14 protein-coding genes are annotated in these 17,222 nt (G+C 40.2%); 11 read left to right on the forward strand and 3 right to left on the reverse strand.

The window, feature by feature from the left end:
* From IQ282_RS12380 to IQ282_RS12425, 10 genes are all read left to right on the forward strand, one after another.
* On the forward strand, positions 1-1,143 hold the full coding sequence (locus IQ282_RS12380) for a glycosyltransferase family 4 protein (RefSeq protein WP_194852187.1): 1,143 nt from the start codon (positions 1-3) through the stop codon (positions 1,141-1,143).
* The gene (locus tag IQ282_RS12385; RefSeq protein ID WP_194852188.1) at positions 1,140-2,606 is read left to right on the forward strand and encodes a glycosyltransferase family 2 protein; all 1,467 of its coding nucleotides are present in this window, start codon (positions 1,140-1,142) and stop codon (positions 2,604-2,606) included. Before IQ282_RS12380 ends, IQ282_RS12385 begins: the two co-directional genes overlap by 4 nt.
* The gene (locus IQ282_RS12390; protein ID WP_194852189.1) at positions 2,603-3,634 is read left to right on the forward strand and encodes an exostosin domain-containing protein; all 1,032 of its coding nucleotides are present in this window, start codon (positions 2,603-2,605) and stop codon (positions 3,632-3,634) included. Before IQ282_RS12385 ends, IQ282_RS12390 begins: the two co-directional genes overlap by 4 nt.
* Complete coding sequence (locus IQ282_RS12395; RefSeq protein WP_194852190.1) at positions 3,631-4,656, forward strand: glycosyltransferase family 2 protein; 1,026 nt, start codon at positions 3,631-3,633, stop codon at positions 4,654-4,656. The genes IQ282_RS12390 and IQ282_RS12395 overlap by 4 nt, the downstream gene beginning before the upstream one ends.
* Positions 4,653-5,201, forward strand: coding sequence for a serine O-acetyltransferase (locus IQ282_RS12400; protein ID WP_194852191.1), 549 nt, complete (start codon positions 4,653-4,655; stop codon positions 5,199-5,201). Before IQ282_RS12395 ends, IQ282_RS12400 begins: the two co-directional genes overlap by 4 nt.
* Positions 5,198-6,520 (forward strand): glycosyltransferase, encoded by a 1,323-nt coding sequence (locus IQ282_RS12405; protein WP_194852192.1) that lies wholly within the window; start codon positions 5,198-5,200, stop codon positions 6,518-6,520. The genes IQ282_RS12400 and IQ282_RS12405 overlap by 4 nt, the downstream gene beginning before the upstream one ends.
* A 963-nt stretch (positions 6,521-7,483) precedes the next feature.
* Positions 7,484-8,551, forward strand: a complete 1,068-nt coding sequence (locus tag IQ282_RS12410; protein ID WP_194852193.1) for a glycosyltransferase family 4 protein — start codon at positions 7,484-7,486, stop codon at positions 8,549-8,551.
* On the forward strand, positions 8,552-9,967 hold the full coding sequence (locus tag IQ282_RS12415) for an O-antigen ligase family protein (protein WP_194852194.1): 1,416 nt from the start codon (positions 8,552-8,554) through the stop codon (positions 9,965-9,967).
* Positions 9,964-10,980 carry a glycosyltransferase family 4 protein gene (locus tag IQ282_RS12420; protein WP_194852195.1) on the forward strand — a complete coding sequence of 339 codons (1,017 nt, stop codon included), beginning with the start codon at positions 9,964-9,966 and terminating at the stop codon, positions 10,978-10,980. The genes IQ282_RS12415 and IQ282_RS12420 overlap by 4 nt, the downstream gene beginning before the upstream one ends.
* A 36-nt stretch (positions 10,981-11,016) precedes the next feature.
* The gene (locus IQ282_RS12425) at positions 11,017-12,408 is read left to right on the forward strand and encodes an exopolysaccharide biosynthesis polyprenyl glycosylphosphotransferase (protein ID WP_194852196.1); all 1,392 of its coding nucleotides are present in this window, start codon (positions 11,017-11,019) and stop codon (positions 12,406-12,408) included.
* Positions 12,409-13,178: 770 nt separating this feature from the next.
* Here the strand turns inward: IQ282_RS12425 and lnt are convergent.
* From lnt to IQ282_RS12440, 3 genes are all read right to left on the reverse strand, one after another.
* Positions 13,179-14,783 (reverse strand): apolipoprotein N-acyltransferase, encoded by a 1,605-nt coding sequence (gene lnt, locus IQ282_RS12430; RefSeq protein WP_194852197.1) that lies wholly within the window; start codon positions 14,781-14,783, stop codon positions 13,179-13,181.
* The gene (locus IQ282_RS12435; protein WP_194852198.1) at positions 14,780-15,121 is read right to left on the reverse strand and encodes a HepT-like ribonuclease domain-containing protein; all 342 of its coding nucleotides are present in this window, start codon (positions 15,119-15,121) and stop codon (positions 14,780-14,782) included. The genes lnt and IQ282_RS12435 overlap by 4 nt, the downstream gene beginning before the upstream one ends.
* 112 nt (positions 15,122-15,233) lie before the next feature.
* Entirely contained in the window at positions 15,234-16,274 is a 1,041-nt protein-coding gene (locus IQ282_RS12440; protein ID WP_228547354.1) for a putative type IX sorting system protein PorV2, read from the reverse strand.
* 148 nt (positions 16,275-16,422) lie between these two features.
* On the opposite strand from IQ282_RS12440, the gene IQ282_RS12445 reads away from it, so the two are divergent.
* Positions 16,423-17,181: a CDP-alcohol phosphatidyltransferase family protein gene (locus tag IQ282_RS12445; protein ID WP_194852200.1), complete on the forward strand. Its 759-nt coding sequence runs from the start codon at positions 16,423-16,425 to the stop codon at positions 17,179-17,181.
* The last annotated feature ends 41 nt before the right edge of the window (positions 17,182-17,222 follow it).

The raw sequence follows: 17,222 nt of genomic DNA on the forward strand, positions 1-17,222 counted from the left end.
ATGCACATCGCCTTCATTACCCCAGAATATCCTATTATAAATGCAACTCGCAGCGGTGGTCTGGGAACTAGTATCAGAAATCTGGCAGAAGCGCTTGCCGCTAACGATGTTGAGGTAACCGTTTTTGTAGCTTACCAGAAGCTTAATAAAATAGTTTTTGAAAATAAAGTGACCATTCATTTGATCAAGGAAAAAGCATTTCCTTTAATGAACTGGTATTTTTATAAAAAACATTTAAGTCGTTATGTAAATAAAGTAACCCAAGAAAAAAATATTGATATCATAGAAGTGCCAGACTGGACTGGAATTACCGCTTTTATGAATATAAACGTTCCTTTAGTGGTTCGCTTTCACGGTAGTGATGCCTATTTCTGCAAATTAGAGGGACGCAATCAAAAATTTAAAAATCGTCTGTTCGAGAAGCTCAACCTTAAAAATGCTAAGTACCTCATTTCTGCCAGTAGCTTTACGGCTCGAGAAACTAGAAAACTCTTCCACCTAAAAAAAGAGATAACCACCATTTTTAACTCGGTAGACACATCGGTTTTCATACCTATTAAGGTGGACGAGAGTAATGATGGTATAATTCTATATTTTGGAACAGTCATCCGTAAAAAGGGCGTGTTTGACTTGATCCAAATGTTCAATCTACTCGTAGAGCGAGTGCCAACGGCTACGCTCAGATTGATAGGAAAGGATACGATTGATATCTTGGGCCAACAATCAACTATTGAATTGCTTAAAAAGCAACAAAGCCAGAGAGCTGCTGCTAGAACTCAATTTATTGAAGAAGTTCCATATGAAAACATAAAGGAACATATTGCAGTGGCAACTGTGGTAACTTTGCCCAGTTATGCAGAGGCTTTGCCCATGACCTGGATTGAATCCATGGCAATGGAAAAGGCAATGGTTACCAGTAATATAGGTTGGGCGAATGAGATAATGGTAGATGGAGTTACCGGCTATACAATTGATCCCACAGATCATCAAGCCTATGCTGCTAGAGTAACTGGATTACTGAAAAATCCACAATTGCGCTTGAAAATGGGTAGGGCTGCAAGACAACAGGTAGAAAAGAAATTCTCAACAGATGTAGTAGTGAAGAAAACCTTAATTCATTACCATGAATTATTTTATCAATGATAATTCTAGAACACCATAACGGAAGGATCACGAGCGATAATGGAACTAAGAATACCGTGGTGGCTCAGTTGTATGACTTAGCTCGCAAACAACCAGATACAGAATTTGTCATTCATAGAACAGGACTTGATCCTACAGTATTCATAGAGACGATTAAGGCAAAAAAAGGAAAAAATGTGTTGATTTCCACCACGACAGATTTGAATTCAGATTTCGGATATGTGGAGGACTCGCCTTTTATCAAGATCAATCCTAATGTGATCTACCCTACCTGGAAAAAGAGTACAAGCTTCTTTTACATGCATGCGGCACTTATTAATCAGTTGTCAGATAAATTTCCAGAAACCGGAAATCTTTTGTATTGGATCAACTCTGTTGCGAAAATTTTAAGGCCACAAGGTGTTTTATGCTATCAAATCCCTACACATAACACTCTGGAAAAACTAACGACCAGTGAAGTTTACCGGTTCGTTGCGCAGCACTACAAAAGGCGATGGACATTGGTTTTATTACTATCTCACATCATTTATGAGCATCGTTTGCCTCTATTCGCATTTGTGAATGCGCAATTTTTTAAAAAACGTAATTGGTGTTTTACTATACAATGCTTACAAAAGGATTCAAAACAGAAAGCCTACATTGATAATCCTTATGATGTAATTATTCCTACAATGGGAAGGCCAGAATATTTAAAGAATGTTCTTAAAGATTTTGCAAAACAAACCTGCCGTCCGGAGATGATTGTGATCATTGAGCAAAATGCAGATCCACAATCTAAAAGCGATTTAGGATTTTTACAAGAACAGGACTGGCCTTTCGAAATCAAACACAAGTTCATTCATAAAACTGGAGTTTGTAACGCTAGAAATATAGCGATCTCCCACACGAGTGCACTTTGGGTGATGTTCTTTGACGATGACGCACGCTTTGACTCGAATATTTTTGAACGCATTTTTGAAACATTAAAAATCACTAGTGCTAAGGTTTTAAATACAGCCTACTTGCAAAAGGATGACAGGGAACACCAGAAAACGTACAAGCAGTGGGAGTCCTTTGGATCTGGATGTTCTATGGTGCACAGGGAGGTTTTCTCAAAATGTAGATTTGATAGCGCGCTGGAACATGGTTATGGCGAGGATGTAGATTATGGCATGCAAATCAGGAATGCTGGTTATGATATAATTTACGCTCCACAAATTCACATAGCGCATTTAAAGGCGCCAATTGGAGGATTTAGGACTCCACATGTATTTGAATGGAACAAGGAAAAAATGCCACCTAAACCAGCACCGCAGATCATGTACTTTAGGCAAAAACATACCACACTACAGCAGATGTTGGGATATAAACTAAGTTTTGGTATGAAATTATATCCAGCTCTAGGTAGTAAAAACCCTTGGAAACATTACGTCAACTTTAAAAAAGCATGGGCTCTTAGTTTAAAATATGCCGCTAAATTATGATCAGGCTTTATACATTGGAGGCTTTGCTAACGCCACAGAATAGAAGTAAGGTTCATCCATTGCTTTTTGATCTATATTATTTTGAACGGGCTCATCCCAGCGTTAATGAAAACTACAAATTAGTCGACAGGCCTGACCTCGCAGATGCATTAATTTTCCCTTTCGATTACTTTCAGATTACCACTAAAGAGGAACAATCAGCCTACAAAAAACTTTATAAGTTAGCTGAATCCCATCATAAAAAGCTAATGGTGTATACGGCTGGAGATTATGGAAAATCATTTTATGATTCACAGATCATCGTATGGCGTACTGGTGGATTTAAAAATACTAATGATAAACAAACGATTATTCTTCCAGCATTTATTGATGATCCAGTGCAACATGGTCAGATACAATTGAAAAATCTTCCATATTCTAAACATCCTAATATTTCATTTACGGGATTTGCAACTGCTGGTTGGAAAGAGCAACTTCGTATAGTTGGCTCAACCTTAAAAAATAATCTGTTTCGCAAATTAGGCAAGGATGATTCGGATACTCAATTTATTTATAATTCAGCCAGCAAACGATTCCGTTATCTTCAGCAATTAGAGGCTTCCCGAGTTATCGACACAGATTTTATCTTTAGAAATAAATATAGGGCAGGAGCACATAGCATATTGGAGCGTGAGAAAACCACTCAAGAGTTTTTTCAAAACTTAAATAACTCGCCCTACACATTTTGCCTACGTGGTGCAGGGAATTTTTCTGTACGCTTTTATGAATCTTTGGCTTGTGGACGTATACCCGTGTTGGTAGATACGAATTGCTCCTTGCCTCTAGAAGAAAGAATCAATTGGGAGGAGCATATTTGTCTGGTCCAACCATCAGAAAACGTAGTCGAAAAATTAATAGCTTTCCATAGGAGTTTCGATGAAAGTTCATTTATAGAATTACAACAGTCAAATAGAAAGCTTTACGAGAAAAACTTAGTGAGACATCATTATTTTTGTCACATTCATGATCGTCTAAAAGCCATGCTTTGAATCTTAAATTCTCCCTCATCATCTGCACTTACCAGCGACCAGACGCGATCATGAAATTGATGGAAACTGTAGGTTGTCAATCACGATATATGGATGAGATCATCATTGTGGATGGCAGCACTGATAATGAAACATCAGTTCTCTTTCGCGCGGGCGGTGAGCGTAGCCGAACCGAAAGCAAAATCCCAAACTTACAGTACTATAAAGTATTAAAAGAGCATCGTGGTCTGACCAAACAACGTAATTATGGAATTGACAGGGTAACTGAAGATATAGATATCGTTTGCTTTTTAGATGATGATGTGATCTTGCAGCCTGATTATTTTCAAAAACTGCTGGAGACCTACAAAAAACATCCAGAGGCCATTGGAGTGGGCGGCTATATTACAAATGAGGTAACTTGGGAACCATCCAAAAAAAACAATCCAGCAGATCTCCATCATTTTTATTTTGACGGTTATCGTCGTAGGGAAAGTTCCAGATATAAATTAAGGCGAAAGTTGGGTTTGATTCAAAAGACGGCTCCAGGGAATTATCCGGCATTTGGTCACGGTAGATCGATTAGCTTTTTTCCGCCATCGGGAAAAATTTATGAGGTTAACCATCTAATGGGTGGTGTTTCCAGCTTTCCAAAGTATATTTTGGATAAACATAAATTCTCTGAATACTTTGAGGGTTATGGTTTGTATGAGGATGCTCATTTTACGCTGGGATTATCAAAGATTGGTAAGCTGTACGTTAATACGGCAGCTCAATTAGAACACCACCACAATCCACAAGGCAGACCTAATTTATACCATTATGGTATAATGGTGACGCGCAACGGTTGGTTTGTATGGCATACGTTTAATCCATCCCCAACTTTCAAAGAAACCACTAAATGGTGGCTGATTTCCATTCTGTTGACAGCCATTCGATTTCTCAATATATTTACCACAAAAGACGCTGCTGGATCGTTCCGTGAATTTCTGGGAAGAACGGTGGGTTTATTTAGTCTTTTATTTAATAAACCTAAAGAGTGAAATACGCAAAGGACATAAAACGATACACCGATTATAGTGGGAAGTCTGCGCTAGTTATGCTTTTGACTCAGCAGGGTTTGTGGGCCTTGTTTTACTACAGGCTTTTTAATTCCGTTTATGTGTCAAACATTCCGTCGATTTTCAAAAAAGTTATTTTGTTCTTCGGAGTGCTATTTCAGAAAAAAGCTGAAATTTTTACCGGAATCACCTTGCCTTACAGTGCCCAAATAGGGGAAGGTCTTTATATAGGGCATCATTCAGGGATTATTATCAATGCTAATGCCATTATAGGTTCCAACTGCAATATCTCACAAGGAGTAACGATAGGCGTTAGCGGCCGAAAAGAGCATCGCGGAGTACCAACTATAGGGGATCGTGTTTATATAGGCGTTAATGCTGTGGTTGCGGGAAATATAATCATAGGCGATGGCGCGGTCATAGGAGCCAATTCACTTGTCACTCGAAACGTAGAGGGTGGAACAACAGTTATGGGAGTTCCTGCCATAAAAGTGAGTGATCTGGACAGTCAAGAATATATTTTATGAAATTGCTGGTGATTTCTGATGCACCCATAATTGAAAGAGATGGATTGAAGCTGGCCTATGCTCCTTATGTCAAGGAGATGGATTTATGGATGAAACAGGTCTCGCAGGTAACGATTTTATCTCCCGCTAAATATTCTAAAAAGCTACTATGGAAACCATTCGCAAACCAAAACTTCCAACATCAAAGAGTAATCCGTCTCGAATTTCACAAATGGTCATCAGCGTTGAAATCTTTGATTGCAACTCCTTCTCAAACGGTATTACTTTGGAAAGCATTTAAAAAAGCAGACCACATTCATGTGAGGGCACCTGGGAATCTTGCGTTGCTGGCAGGAATAATAGGTGCTGGCTATTCTTTTTTCAACAAAAAAAGAAGCCAACGCAAAACGGTTAAATACGCTGGTAATTGGGATCCCAATTCCAAACAGCCATTATCATACAGGCTTCAAAAATGGTTGTTCGCTAGCCCGAAATGGTCAAAGAACACCACGGTAATGGCCTACGGAGAATGGCCCAACCAAAGTAAAAACGTCAAATCGTTTTTTACCGCTACCTATAGCGAGAAAGAGATTCAGAAGTATAAAAAAACACTCGGTTTTCCACTCCAATTCGTGTTCGCTGGAACGCTTGCCCCAAATAAAAACCCACAATTGTTGGTAGAACTAGTTCAAGAGTTAAACCAACAAGGCATCCCATCAGAAGCACACTTTTATGGCGATGGGCCTATGATGGAGGAATTTAAGCAACTTCATTCGAAGTCTGGTGAACCTAGTTATGAGTTTGGAGTTCAGAGTTCAGCCGAAGACGCTTGCAATGTCAGTTCGAGCGCAGTCGAGAACAGTTCAACTATCAAGGATTTAGAACCAACGACCGGAACTACTTTTACACAAGATTCCGTTACACCGTCAAGCGAAGCCGTTCTGCAACGGCTTGACAGTTCAATTTCAAATACATTCCATTTCCACGGTAACCAACCAACGGAGGTCCTAAAACAAGCTTATGAAAAAGCCCACTTCGTTTTTCTAGCTTCCCAAAGTGAAGGTTGGCCGAAAGTTGTAGCAGAAGGCATGTGGCACGGTTGTGTTCCCATCGCAACTCCCGTAAGCTTCGTCCCATGGATGTTGAATATAAATGCACCTTCCATTTCTGATAATCCACGAGGAATTCTTTTTAACTCCGTGCAAGAAACGGTGGAGAAGATCAAGGGATTAATAGCAGCTCCTGACCAATTTGAGCAAATGTCAAAAGATGCCCAAAAGTGGTCCCAACAATATACCATGGAAGGTTTTCAAAAGTGCATTGAAGAATTACTGAAATAACATTTCCCTAACTCTATCACGACTTGTCAACTTGAACTTGGTTCAGAGTTTCTTGAATCAGGATTCAAATCAGGTCAACTGTTAAAATCGGGATTCTGTTGAAATATTGCTAAACTGAAAATTACAGCCAGTTCCAAGAGATGCTGAAATACTGAAATGAATTCAGCACAGGTAAATTCAGCATGACAAGAATATCGAAACCGTTGAAATTAGTTCAGCATGACAAGGATATTTGAGATGCAGAAAATGAATGTAGCCGATAATTTCAATCAAGACTTTCTTCCCCTTGGGAAGATGCCCAACGGGCAGATGGGTTGGAGATTTTCAATAAAACTGTACCAACTCCATCACACCTTGTTTCCTCTGCCGGAGGAAATACCGAAGACAAAGGAGGCCAGCGCATGAGTGGTTGTTTTTTGTTTTTGATTTTCTTTTTAATTAGGAGGAAATGCGGAAGGCAAAGAAGACCAGCGCCCGAGTGAGTTTTTCTGATGGACCGACGGACCGACGGTTGAGGACAGACGGTTCAGTGGTGTTTCGGAGTTTAATGTACCCCGTTTGCATTGAATTGACAAAAGATGACTCTTGTTTCCTTCGGTAACTCTCGTGACATAAGACAAAGGACTTATTTGTTGAAGGTAGATGTTTCCGATTCCCATTGAAATTCAAAACACCCATCTCGTTTCCTCTATCAGAAAAGTCTTATGTCTTAAGTCAGCAAGGTTAGAGCGTAGCGACAACCGAGCCCATCTTATGTCAAACCTTTAATCTTCTCACATATTGTTTCCTCTGCTGGAGGAAATGTCGAAGACAAAGGAGGCCAGCGCATGAGTGGTTGTTTTTCATTTTCTTTTTATTTTTAATTCTGAAGAATGTCCAAAGGACAATGGTGCCCACCTACTTCAATTTGAATTTCCACGTTCCACTTCAACCCATTACCTTAGCATTTTCCTAAACGATCCCATGCGCGTCCTACAAATCATTGATAGCTTACATCCAGGCGGCGCAGAACGAATGGCGGTCAATATAGCGAACGGATTGCAGGATAAAGTGGAATTCTCTGCTTTGTGTACGACCAGAGAAGAGGGACTTTTAAAGGATCGATTGAAACCTGGTGTTGGATATTTGTTTGCAAACCGTACTGGTAAAATCGGAATTTCAGGGTTTTTAAGGGTTCATAGGTTTATTAAAAAGCATGCCATTACTCACATTCATGCACACAGCACTTCCATTTTTACGGGATGGATTCTGAAATTGTTGCGACCGCATTTGGTTTTCATTTGGCACGACCATTACGGTAATGCCGATTTCCTTCAAAACCGCCCTAAAAGATTTCTTAAGTTGATGTGCAAAAAAACCGATTCAGTGATTGTTGTAAATCGGAAGCTATTGCAATGGGCGCAAAAAAATCGGTTAGGAAATAAAATTTTCTTTTTAGCAAATTTCGCGAAAGCGGAAGTTTCAAACAAAAAGCAAAGCCAACTCATTCCTGGAATAGAGGGAAAAAGGCTTGTGTGTTTAGCCAACTTAAGGCCTCAAAAAAACCAATTGCTGTTGATAGATGTTTGGGAAAAAATTCAGGAGCGCTATGCAGACTGGGATTTGCTGTTGGTGGGTAAATGTTTTGGCGATGATTACGAACAGCAAGTGAGGGCCTCTATTGAAACTAAGCAGCTATCGCAAAGCATTCACATTTTAGGATCGCGCACTGATGTAGACGACATTCTAAATAAATCGACAATAGGTGTGCTCTCATCAATTTCAGAAGGATTGCCGCTGGCATTGCTGGAATATGGACTGGCTGGATTGCCAGTCGTTGTGACTGATGTGGGCGCTTGTAGGGAAGTGGTTCAAGATAAAGGGATCCTTGTGAAACCCAACTCCCATCCCGAATTGCAAAATGCCCTGATGGAATTAATGGATCATCCAGAACTGCACTCCCAATACGGTAATGGATTGAAGGAAAGAGTAGATTTGCACTACAGTGAAAAAAATTACCTAACCGAATTACTCCAAATATATCAGGTGTAAATGATCAAGGTTGAAAAACTTCCCTATCCTATACTTATTGCAGCCCATTTAATTATGGCGTTGCTGGTTGTGCTGTTTCCTTTTACCGCTACCGTTTTATTTTATGTAGTTACGGTCTATTTTTTATTACGCATATTTTCTAATGCAGATCGTGCCCACGAGGCTTTGCTGGCGGCCTGTTATTTGACCTGCTGGGAAGTATTTCTCAGAATGACGAATAGTTTGTTATTCTATGAATTTATAAAATACCTCGTGCTACTTTTTATGGTGCTGGGGATTTTTTACAGAGGTTTTTCTATTAAATCCTTGCCCTATATTATCTATTTATTATTGCTGGTGCCCAGTATTGTAATCGCTTCCCAGCTCATCCCGTTGGGCGAAAGCCTCAAGAATGCCGTTGCTTTTAATTTAAGCGGTCCAGTAACCTTGGGAGTTGTCGCGATATATTGTTATCAGCGTAAAATAACGGAAAAACGACTGGAGGAAATCCTCAAATTATCGGTGGGTCCTCTCGCAATGATGACGCTCTATTTGTTTCTGGTCACACCAGACATTCGGGATACCATTACGGGAACAGGTTCAAATTTTGCTGCATCAGGCGGCTATGGTCCTAACCAGGTGGCGACGGCGCTAGGCATAGGAATGTTTATCTGTTTTGTACGGTTTTTAAGGGTGCGCAATTTCTGGATCAATATCATTGATATTGTATTACTCTTCGGCATGACTTTTAGGGCTTGGGTAACCTTTTCAAGAGGTGGCGTTATTACGGCTGGTCTTATGATTGCAGCCACGGTGATTGTCATTTTCCTAATGAAGAGATCCACCTTTAGAATTGCCATGCTGCCTAAATTAGGTGTTTTAGTGATAGGTCTAGGTATGGTTTGGGGATTTACATCACTGGTAACTAATGGTTTAATCGATAAGCGCTATGCAAATCAAGATGCAGCGGGAAGGGTTAAGGAGGATTTAAGTACGGGAAGGGAACAACTCATATCCATCGAGCTAGAGGCGTTTGCAGAAAATCCTATAACGGGAATAGGAGCAGGTCAAGTAAGATATTACCGGGCAAGAAAGGAAGGGATTCTTGCTGCGTCACATAATGAAATCAGCAGACTGCTATCAGAGCATGGTGCCATTGGGATATTATCGCTTCTCGTATTGATTTTCACTCCGCTCATCTATCGATTGTCCCACCGTCGCAATTTGTATTTCTATGCGTTTTTGATCTTTTGGTTTGCCACGATCAATCACAGCGCGATGCGTATTGCGGCACCTTCGTTTTTCTACGGACTGGCTTTGTTAAATGTGATACCAAATAAAAAACGTCAAATATCAAATGCTGCGGTCAAACGTTGGAAAAAGCGTAAAAAACTTCCCACAAATCCTAATCCCAGATTGCAACCCCAGTCGGTATGAAAACCCGCATTATTTACATAGGCAATAAATTAGCGATTCATGGTAAAACTGCCACTACCATTGATACGCTGGCATATTTATTAGAAAAAGATGGTGCTGTACTGCGCACGGCTTCCTCTAAAAAGAATCTTATTTTTAGATTGATGGACATGCTGTGGACGGTGCATAAAAACAGGAATTGGGCAGATCGCGTGTTGATAGACACCTACAGTACCCGCAACTTCTGGTATGCCGAATGGACGGCTCGATTATGTCGCATTTATAAGTTGGAATACATTCCTATCCTGCACGGCGGCAACCTTCCCCAGCGGTTGGAATCGCATCCTAAGGTGATTCGTAAATTTCTTGAAGCTAGCTATCAAGTGGTAAGTCCTAGTAATTATTTAAAGTCCGCTTTCGCGAAAGCGGGATATCACAACATCACGGTCATACCTAATTCCATTGCCTTAGAAAACTATACGTTCTTGCCACGCGAGCAATTAAAACCGAAACTTTTATGGGTGCGGTCCTTTGCCGATATCTACAATCCACAAATGGCAATAGAAGTGCTAGAATTGCTACTAAAGGAGTTTCCAGATGCCACTTTAATAATGGTAGGACCAGAAAAGGACGGCAGTTTACAACGCTGCAAAGAATTTGCAACCTCCAAAAAACTTAGTATCGAATTCACCGGTTTGCTTACTAAAGATGCATGGATCGAACAAAGTAAACGCTGCGATATTTTCATAAACACATCCCGATTTGACAATATGCCGGTGAGTGTTTTAGAGGCAATGGCATTAGGATTACCTGTAGTATCAACCAATGTAGGCGGTATTGCCCACCTAATTCAAGATCAGGAAACTGGTCTCTTAGTTCCGGATGGCGACGCGGTTGCAATGCATACCGCTATAATAAAACTGTTATTAGATCCTGAATTTGCACATTTGCTATCCAACAATGGCCGTGATTACGTGGAAAAACTAGACTGGAATTACATCAAAATTCAATGGCATAAACTATTAGGTAGATAAAGGATATCTTTGATTCCGTTTTGATATTCCCCTAAAATGACCAAAACTGGCTCCATTCACTTTGAAATTTCTGAGCGTAAGATTCTCTTGCGTATCATTGATTTATGCGTGGTACTGATCACACTGCAGTTGATAGGTTCTATTTTTGATTTGGCTTATTTTAAAATCAATACAGACCACTGGTTATATTCCATAGTTTTAGCGGTATATCTTTTCTTTTTTGCTAATGTTTTTGAACTCTATGACCTTCAAAAGGCCAGTCGCATCAACAGCTCTCTGCGCAGTGTTTGTTATACGGCAGCTCTAACCTCGCTGGCATATCTCTTAACGCCTTTCATTACACCCATACTTCCTGATAACAGGTTGCAGATTCTTTATTTTGTGATGACCATCACAGGCTCGTTAATGTTATGGCGGGCGGTTTACATTAAATTATTTGCAAGCTCCAGGTTTTATAAACGGATCATCATAGTTGCTGATGCCACGGATGCTCTCGATATTGCAGAAAGCCTTCAGGCTGCCGATCCTAATTATCAGATTGATGGCTATATAAACACGGACACCTCTATTGAAATGGGTTATGACGACCGTCTTACCGTCTTAAGTATGGAGGAAGCAATGGAAAAACTAAGCACGCAAAGTGTTTCAGAAATTGTGATAGCCAGTTCAAATTCAGAAGGAATTACTCCTGAAATTTATTCATGGCTCATTGAATTGGTGGAGAATGGTTTTTCCGTAAGGGAATACACTCAAGTGTATGAAGAAATGACAGACCGAGTGCCCGTGACATTCACCGGTAAAGATTTTTACCGATATTTCCCTTTTGCTCGCAGCAATCAGAATCAGCTGTACCGCGTTTATCACAGGACATTTGATGTCGTTGCGGGAGTAGTAGGATTGGTATTGGGTCTTTTATTCTTACCGTTTGTACTGATCGGTAATGCCATCGCTAATCGAGGACCTTTGTTTTATACCCAGATCAGGGTGGGACGCAACCGTAAACCATTTAAGATTATTAAATACCGTACTATGAAACTGGATGCTGAGGTGGATGGTGCACAGTTTACGGTTAAGCGAGATGTAAGAGTTACTGGTTTTGGTAAATTTCTTCGCATCACCAGACTTGATGAATTCCCACAGTTTTACAATATTCTTAAAGGCGAAATGAGTGTCATAGGTCCACGACCTGAACGACCTGTCTTCGTAAAAACCCTAACTGAAAAAATTCCGTTTTACGAGACTAGACATATAGTAAAACCCGGCCTGACCGGCTGGGCACAAGTGAAAGCCAATTATGGTGATAGCTATGAAGATCACTTGAAGAAACTTCAGTATGATCTATTCTACATTAAGAAAAGAAGCGTTTTCTTGGACATTAGAATTCTAGTAAAGACGTTGAGCACGGTGATTTTTTTAAAAGGACAGTAGGTTAAAATATCAAGCTTCAAATCACAAATCACAAATCACAAAATTGTCCAATCTTGATTTGCTGTTGCAAGTCGTGATTTTTTATTGCCGATTGGAAAAATTGTAAACTTATCAAATTACAATTATGCTGATTCAATGCTGGGATCAAAAGTTCCTTTCATCAGAAGAGGAAAGGTGGGAAGTTAAGGCGGTAGCGTTTGCTGGTCGGAAAGGTTGAAGATGTTCTAAATCTAATGAACCACCAATTCATAATGCGCTGTGCCAAATGTTTATTTTATACCGATGGAAAAGCTATGAACTTTAAACTTAAAGTAAATAGACAAATGTGTCTTCGAGCGCTGCGCTGCACTGAGCATTTCGAAGTGTCGAGAATAGTTGTTTAGCAGAAGCCTGAAGTTAATTGTTCAATAAAAACGGCACTTGTCCCGCTGAATTTATTTGTGCTGAATTCATTTCAGTATTTTAATTATTTGTCATGCTGAATTTACCTGTGCTGAATTCATTTCAGTATTTCAGCATCTCCTGGAACATGCTAGAGTGTTAAGGCTTGTAATTATCAACGAATCTTGAAATGGAGCAGCAACCTTAGAGCTAACCATTGCATCATAGGAATTTCCATTATGGACAATATCCGACCTCCGTTTCAAGAGACCCTGAAATGAATTCAGGGTGACAGTGCAAATTCAGAATACTAGTGTCATAAGCTTTCTGAAAACTAGAATGAAATGCAAATGCCGTAAAAACCAATAAAACCATCGCCAGCAATAAACCTAACCACGCTTCATCGTTCCACGCTTGAAAATCCCGAACAACAGAATGAATATTCCCATACCGCACGCAATTCTTGCTATGTAATCGCCGTGCTGGGTATAGAACGTAATCTCATCAGATAGGCCTATGGTTGCTTTAATGGAACCTTGCTTTTCATAATCCAACTGATCCACGATCTTACCGGATGGATTAATAATCGCGCTGATCCCGGTATTGGCACTACGGGCGATCCAGCGTCGGGATTCAATGGCGCGTAATCTTGCGATGCTTAAATGTTGTTTGTGACCTTGCGTATCGCCCCACCACGCATCGTTCGTAATAATAGCGAGAAACTGTGCGCCATTTTTGACATAACCGCTCACATAATCACCGTAAACGGACTCATAGCATATCACTGGAGCTACTTTGCTGCCTTGTTGCGACGTGAAAACTGCTCTGGTTTCTTGAGTGGTTTTAGTCGCCACGGTACCGCCTAAATCGATCATGGCATCGCCTAGAATGGGTTGTAATACTCCTTTGTATGGAAAATTCTCAACACCTACCACGAGCTTGGATTTATGGTATAATTCGGGAGCAGTATTTATTTTTAAGAATAAGGCGCTGTTGTAATCGTTATAATAAAAATCTCCTTTGGGGTAATAATTAGTTTGTCTTGTTGATTTGGATTGATCCCTGAAACTGTCCAACATGGAAATACCACCTAAGAAAGAAGTCTTGGGATGGGAAGCAATATAGGAAGCTAATCTATTCACGCTGGCATCGTAAGGAACGGAGTTAAGTTCAATGGATTTTGCTAAAACGGTTTCTGGAGCGATGACAAAATCCGTGTTGGGCGTAATTTTTTGGTTGGCAAGTTTTTCAATCAGACCGACCAGACTATCGTTATCCAATTCATACTTTTCCTCATAAGGATCAATATTAGGCTGGAGGACAATGACTTCGGCTGTTTTTTCAAGAATCTCATCACCTGGTTTCAGGAAAAGGGAAACAATAATGGGAAGTGCAATGCAGGTTAAGGAAATACGCACAAATTTGATGGCGATGACTTTATTGAATTTGATTCCGCTTTCGCGAAAGCGGGCTATCAATAAAAATAACGCACAATTGGAAACCCAGATCCACAGAGAGCCGCCGAAAGTTCCCGTGTATTCGTACCATTGAATCCAGCTGGTGTATTCACTAAATCCATTGCCCAGATTGAGCCACGGCCAGGAGAAATCCCAGTGCAAGTGCAAATATTCAAAACCGATCCACAAGCAAACTAAAAAAGTCAATGCCGCGCCAGTAGTGGCACGCCGTGCAAATAAATGATAACACCAAAAAACCAGCGCCATCAATAAGGAGTTTACTAAAACGGCAAACCACATCCCGAACGGAGTGGAGTAGTAGAGCCAGGAAGTCGTGGCCATATTCCAGATAAAAAATGTCAGATAGGCCGTTCCCAATACTTCCCAGCCACGAGCTTTGGGTATTCCATTTCTGATCCTACGCTCGGCAATCAATAGCGGTATAAAGGCTCCAAAAAGTAATAGTGGGATGCCGTAAGTGGGCCAGCCCAGCCATAAAAGAAGGCCGGAAAGAATGGCTAGGATCATGTTTTTCATTCAGTGATATTCGATAGTTCTAACAAATCTGTTTTAAATGGCATAATGATTTGATCAATTGAAGTCCATAAAAAATCTGCGTTTATCTGTGATGTTTCTTTTTCCAGTTTATGACCCATTTTAATAACTGGATTCCATTTTATTTGAGGATGATGTAGTCTAAATTTTTCTGACAGATCCTTACTAGCTTGACCGATGACCTCAAGATTCCGAATCACCGCGTCTTGCAATATTTCAGATTTCGAAAATTCTTCTATTTCTTTACCTTGAAGGAACAATTGGATTCTGTCTATTCGTTCTAAAATAAAGCCTATTAAAAAAGTATTTGATTTTTTCATAAAGCGATATAATTTAATGAATGGAATATTTATGCAATTAAGTTTTCTAGATCAACATTCCTGTAAAAATAAGAATTATGCAGCAATGCTTTTACCAATGTGACTTGTAAACCTACCTACTAAAAACAGACAAATCAATATTCAACGAGAAAATATTAGAATAAAGTGCAGCGCTGGAATCACCTATATCTGTTAACGCATAATCGATGGCGATGCCTTTGTATTTAAATCCGATACCGATATTGGGCTGGAAGGTCACATTGTCGTTGCCATCCAGCTGTAGTTCGTTTTGAAAATTTCCAACGCCAGCGCGCACGAATACTAGATTTGTATAGCCATATTCAAGCCCGATTGCTGGTGTGGCACTCACGGCACTGCTGGAAATGATATCGTTTGTCTGGATGAACCTCATGTTTAAATCAACTTCTGCCTTTAGGACATGGTCATAGTGGAAAATGAACTCGCGCGCCACGCCCAGTTGTAATTTAGGTAAGGTTATTTCTGTGGTTTCTGGAAGATCTTGGTTTTGGTTCGCCACAGCACCGCTGATGGTAGCGTATTCTTCCTCGTCGATGGACCAGGTGTTGTAGGTTGTTGTGATATCTCTTGCCATCAATCCCAGTTGCCAGCCGCCGCGTTTTAGCTGGATTCCTACATCAAACCCAAAACCGAATGAGCTGGCAAAATCTCCTATCACACGACGTATCACTTTTACATTTGCGCCATAAGAAAAGCCGTCAAGCTTGGATTCTCGCGCGTAAGAGGCGGTAAAAGCCCAGTCTGCTGTTGAAAAAGTGGAAATGCGATCGTAATTGATATTTCCCTGATCGTCGATTAATTGCGTGGTATTCAGAATATCATCTACAGAAAACCGGATGATAGAAAACCCAAATGCGCTGCGGTCATCGATAGGCATTGCAAACGAGCCATAATTGTACTGGGCAATATCTGCAAAATAGCTGGCGTGCATTAGGGAAAGTTCTTTCTGCTCTAATTTCATCAAACCTGCAGGGTTCCAATAACCAGAATTAGCATTACCAGTTCCTGCTACCACGGCATTGCCCATACCCAATGCTGCTGCATCGACCCCTATATTAAGAAATTCGTTAGAATAGGCTCTTGAGGTTTGCGCTTTCGCGAAAGCGGAACACATAAGAATCACATAAAAAATTGAAGTCCTCAAAGGCATGGTAGATCTAATCGCAAATATCTAGGTTTATCCCTTAATAACTTAATAATGTTGTGGATATTGTCTAGCTACAGGGCTCTAGACAGCAGGAAATTTATGCATATTTGTAGATATGAAACAATGGATTCCCAACGGTATTACAATTCTCAATCTTTTGTGCGGTTGTATTGCCACCGTTTTTGCATTTAATGATGACCTTATTACGGCAGGTATTTTTGTCGCTGCTGGAATATTCTTCGACTTTTTTGACGGACTTTTTGCCCGACTACTAAAAGTATCAAGTCCGCTGGGTGGAGAGTTGGATTCCATGGCAGATCTTATCACCAGTGGTATTGTTCCGGGAATTGTGATGTATCAAATGCTGAATGATGCGCTGGGCGTTAATTTACTGGAAGATGCATATGCGTTTAGAACTGCTGCTGCAGATTATGTGATTGCACACCCATTTGTGTCATTGTTAGCTTTTTTGATTACCGCTGCAAGCGCGTTGCGTCTGGCTAGATTCAACCTTGATACCCGACAAACGGATTCTTTTATAGGAGTTCCTACGCCTGCAAATGCGATCCTGATCATATCCTTAGGGATTATTGCCCAAACTACTGAAATTGATTGGGTGTATTCAGTTCTTGATAATCCTTATATTTTACTAGCGATTACAGCTTTAAGCTGTTTTCTGTTAAATGCAGAATTACCCTTATTTGCTTTGAAGTTCAAGAGTTTTGGATTCAATGGGAACGAAATACGCTGGATCTTTCTAGCGTTATCGCTGGTGATGATATTCACGCTGAAGCTGTATTCTGTGCCCTGTATTATTGTATTGTATGTGGTTATGAGTTTGGTTGATAACAATTTAAGTAAAGAGCTTAGATAACCATTTCATTTTAATGATTATTCACAGAATTGCTGTGTTAG

This window comes from Nonlabens antarcticus, from assembly GCF_015356755.1.
Classification (GTDB): domain Bacteria; phylum Bacteroidota; class Bacteroidia; order Flavobacteriales; family Flavobacteriaceae; genus Nonlabens; species Nonlabens antarcticus.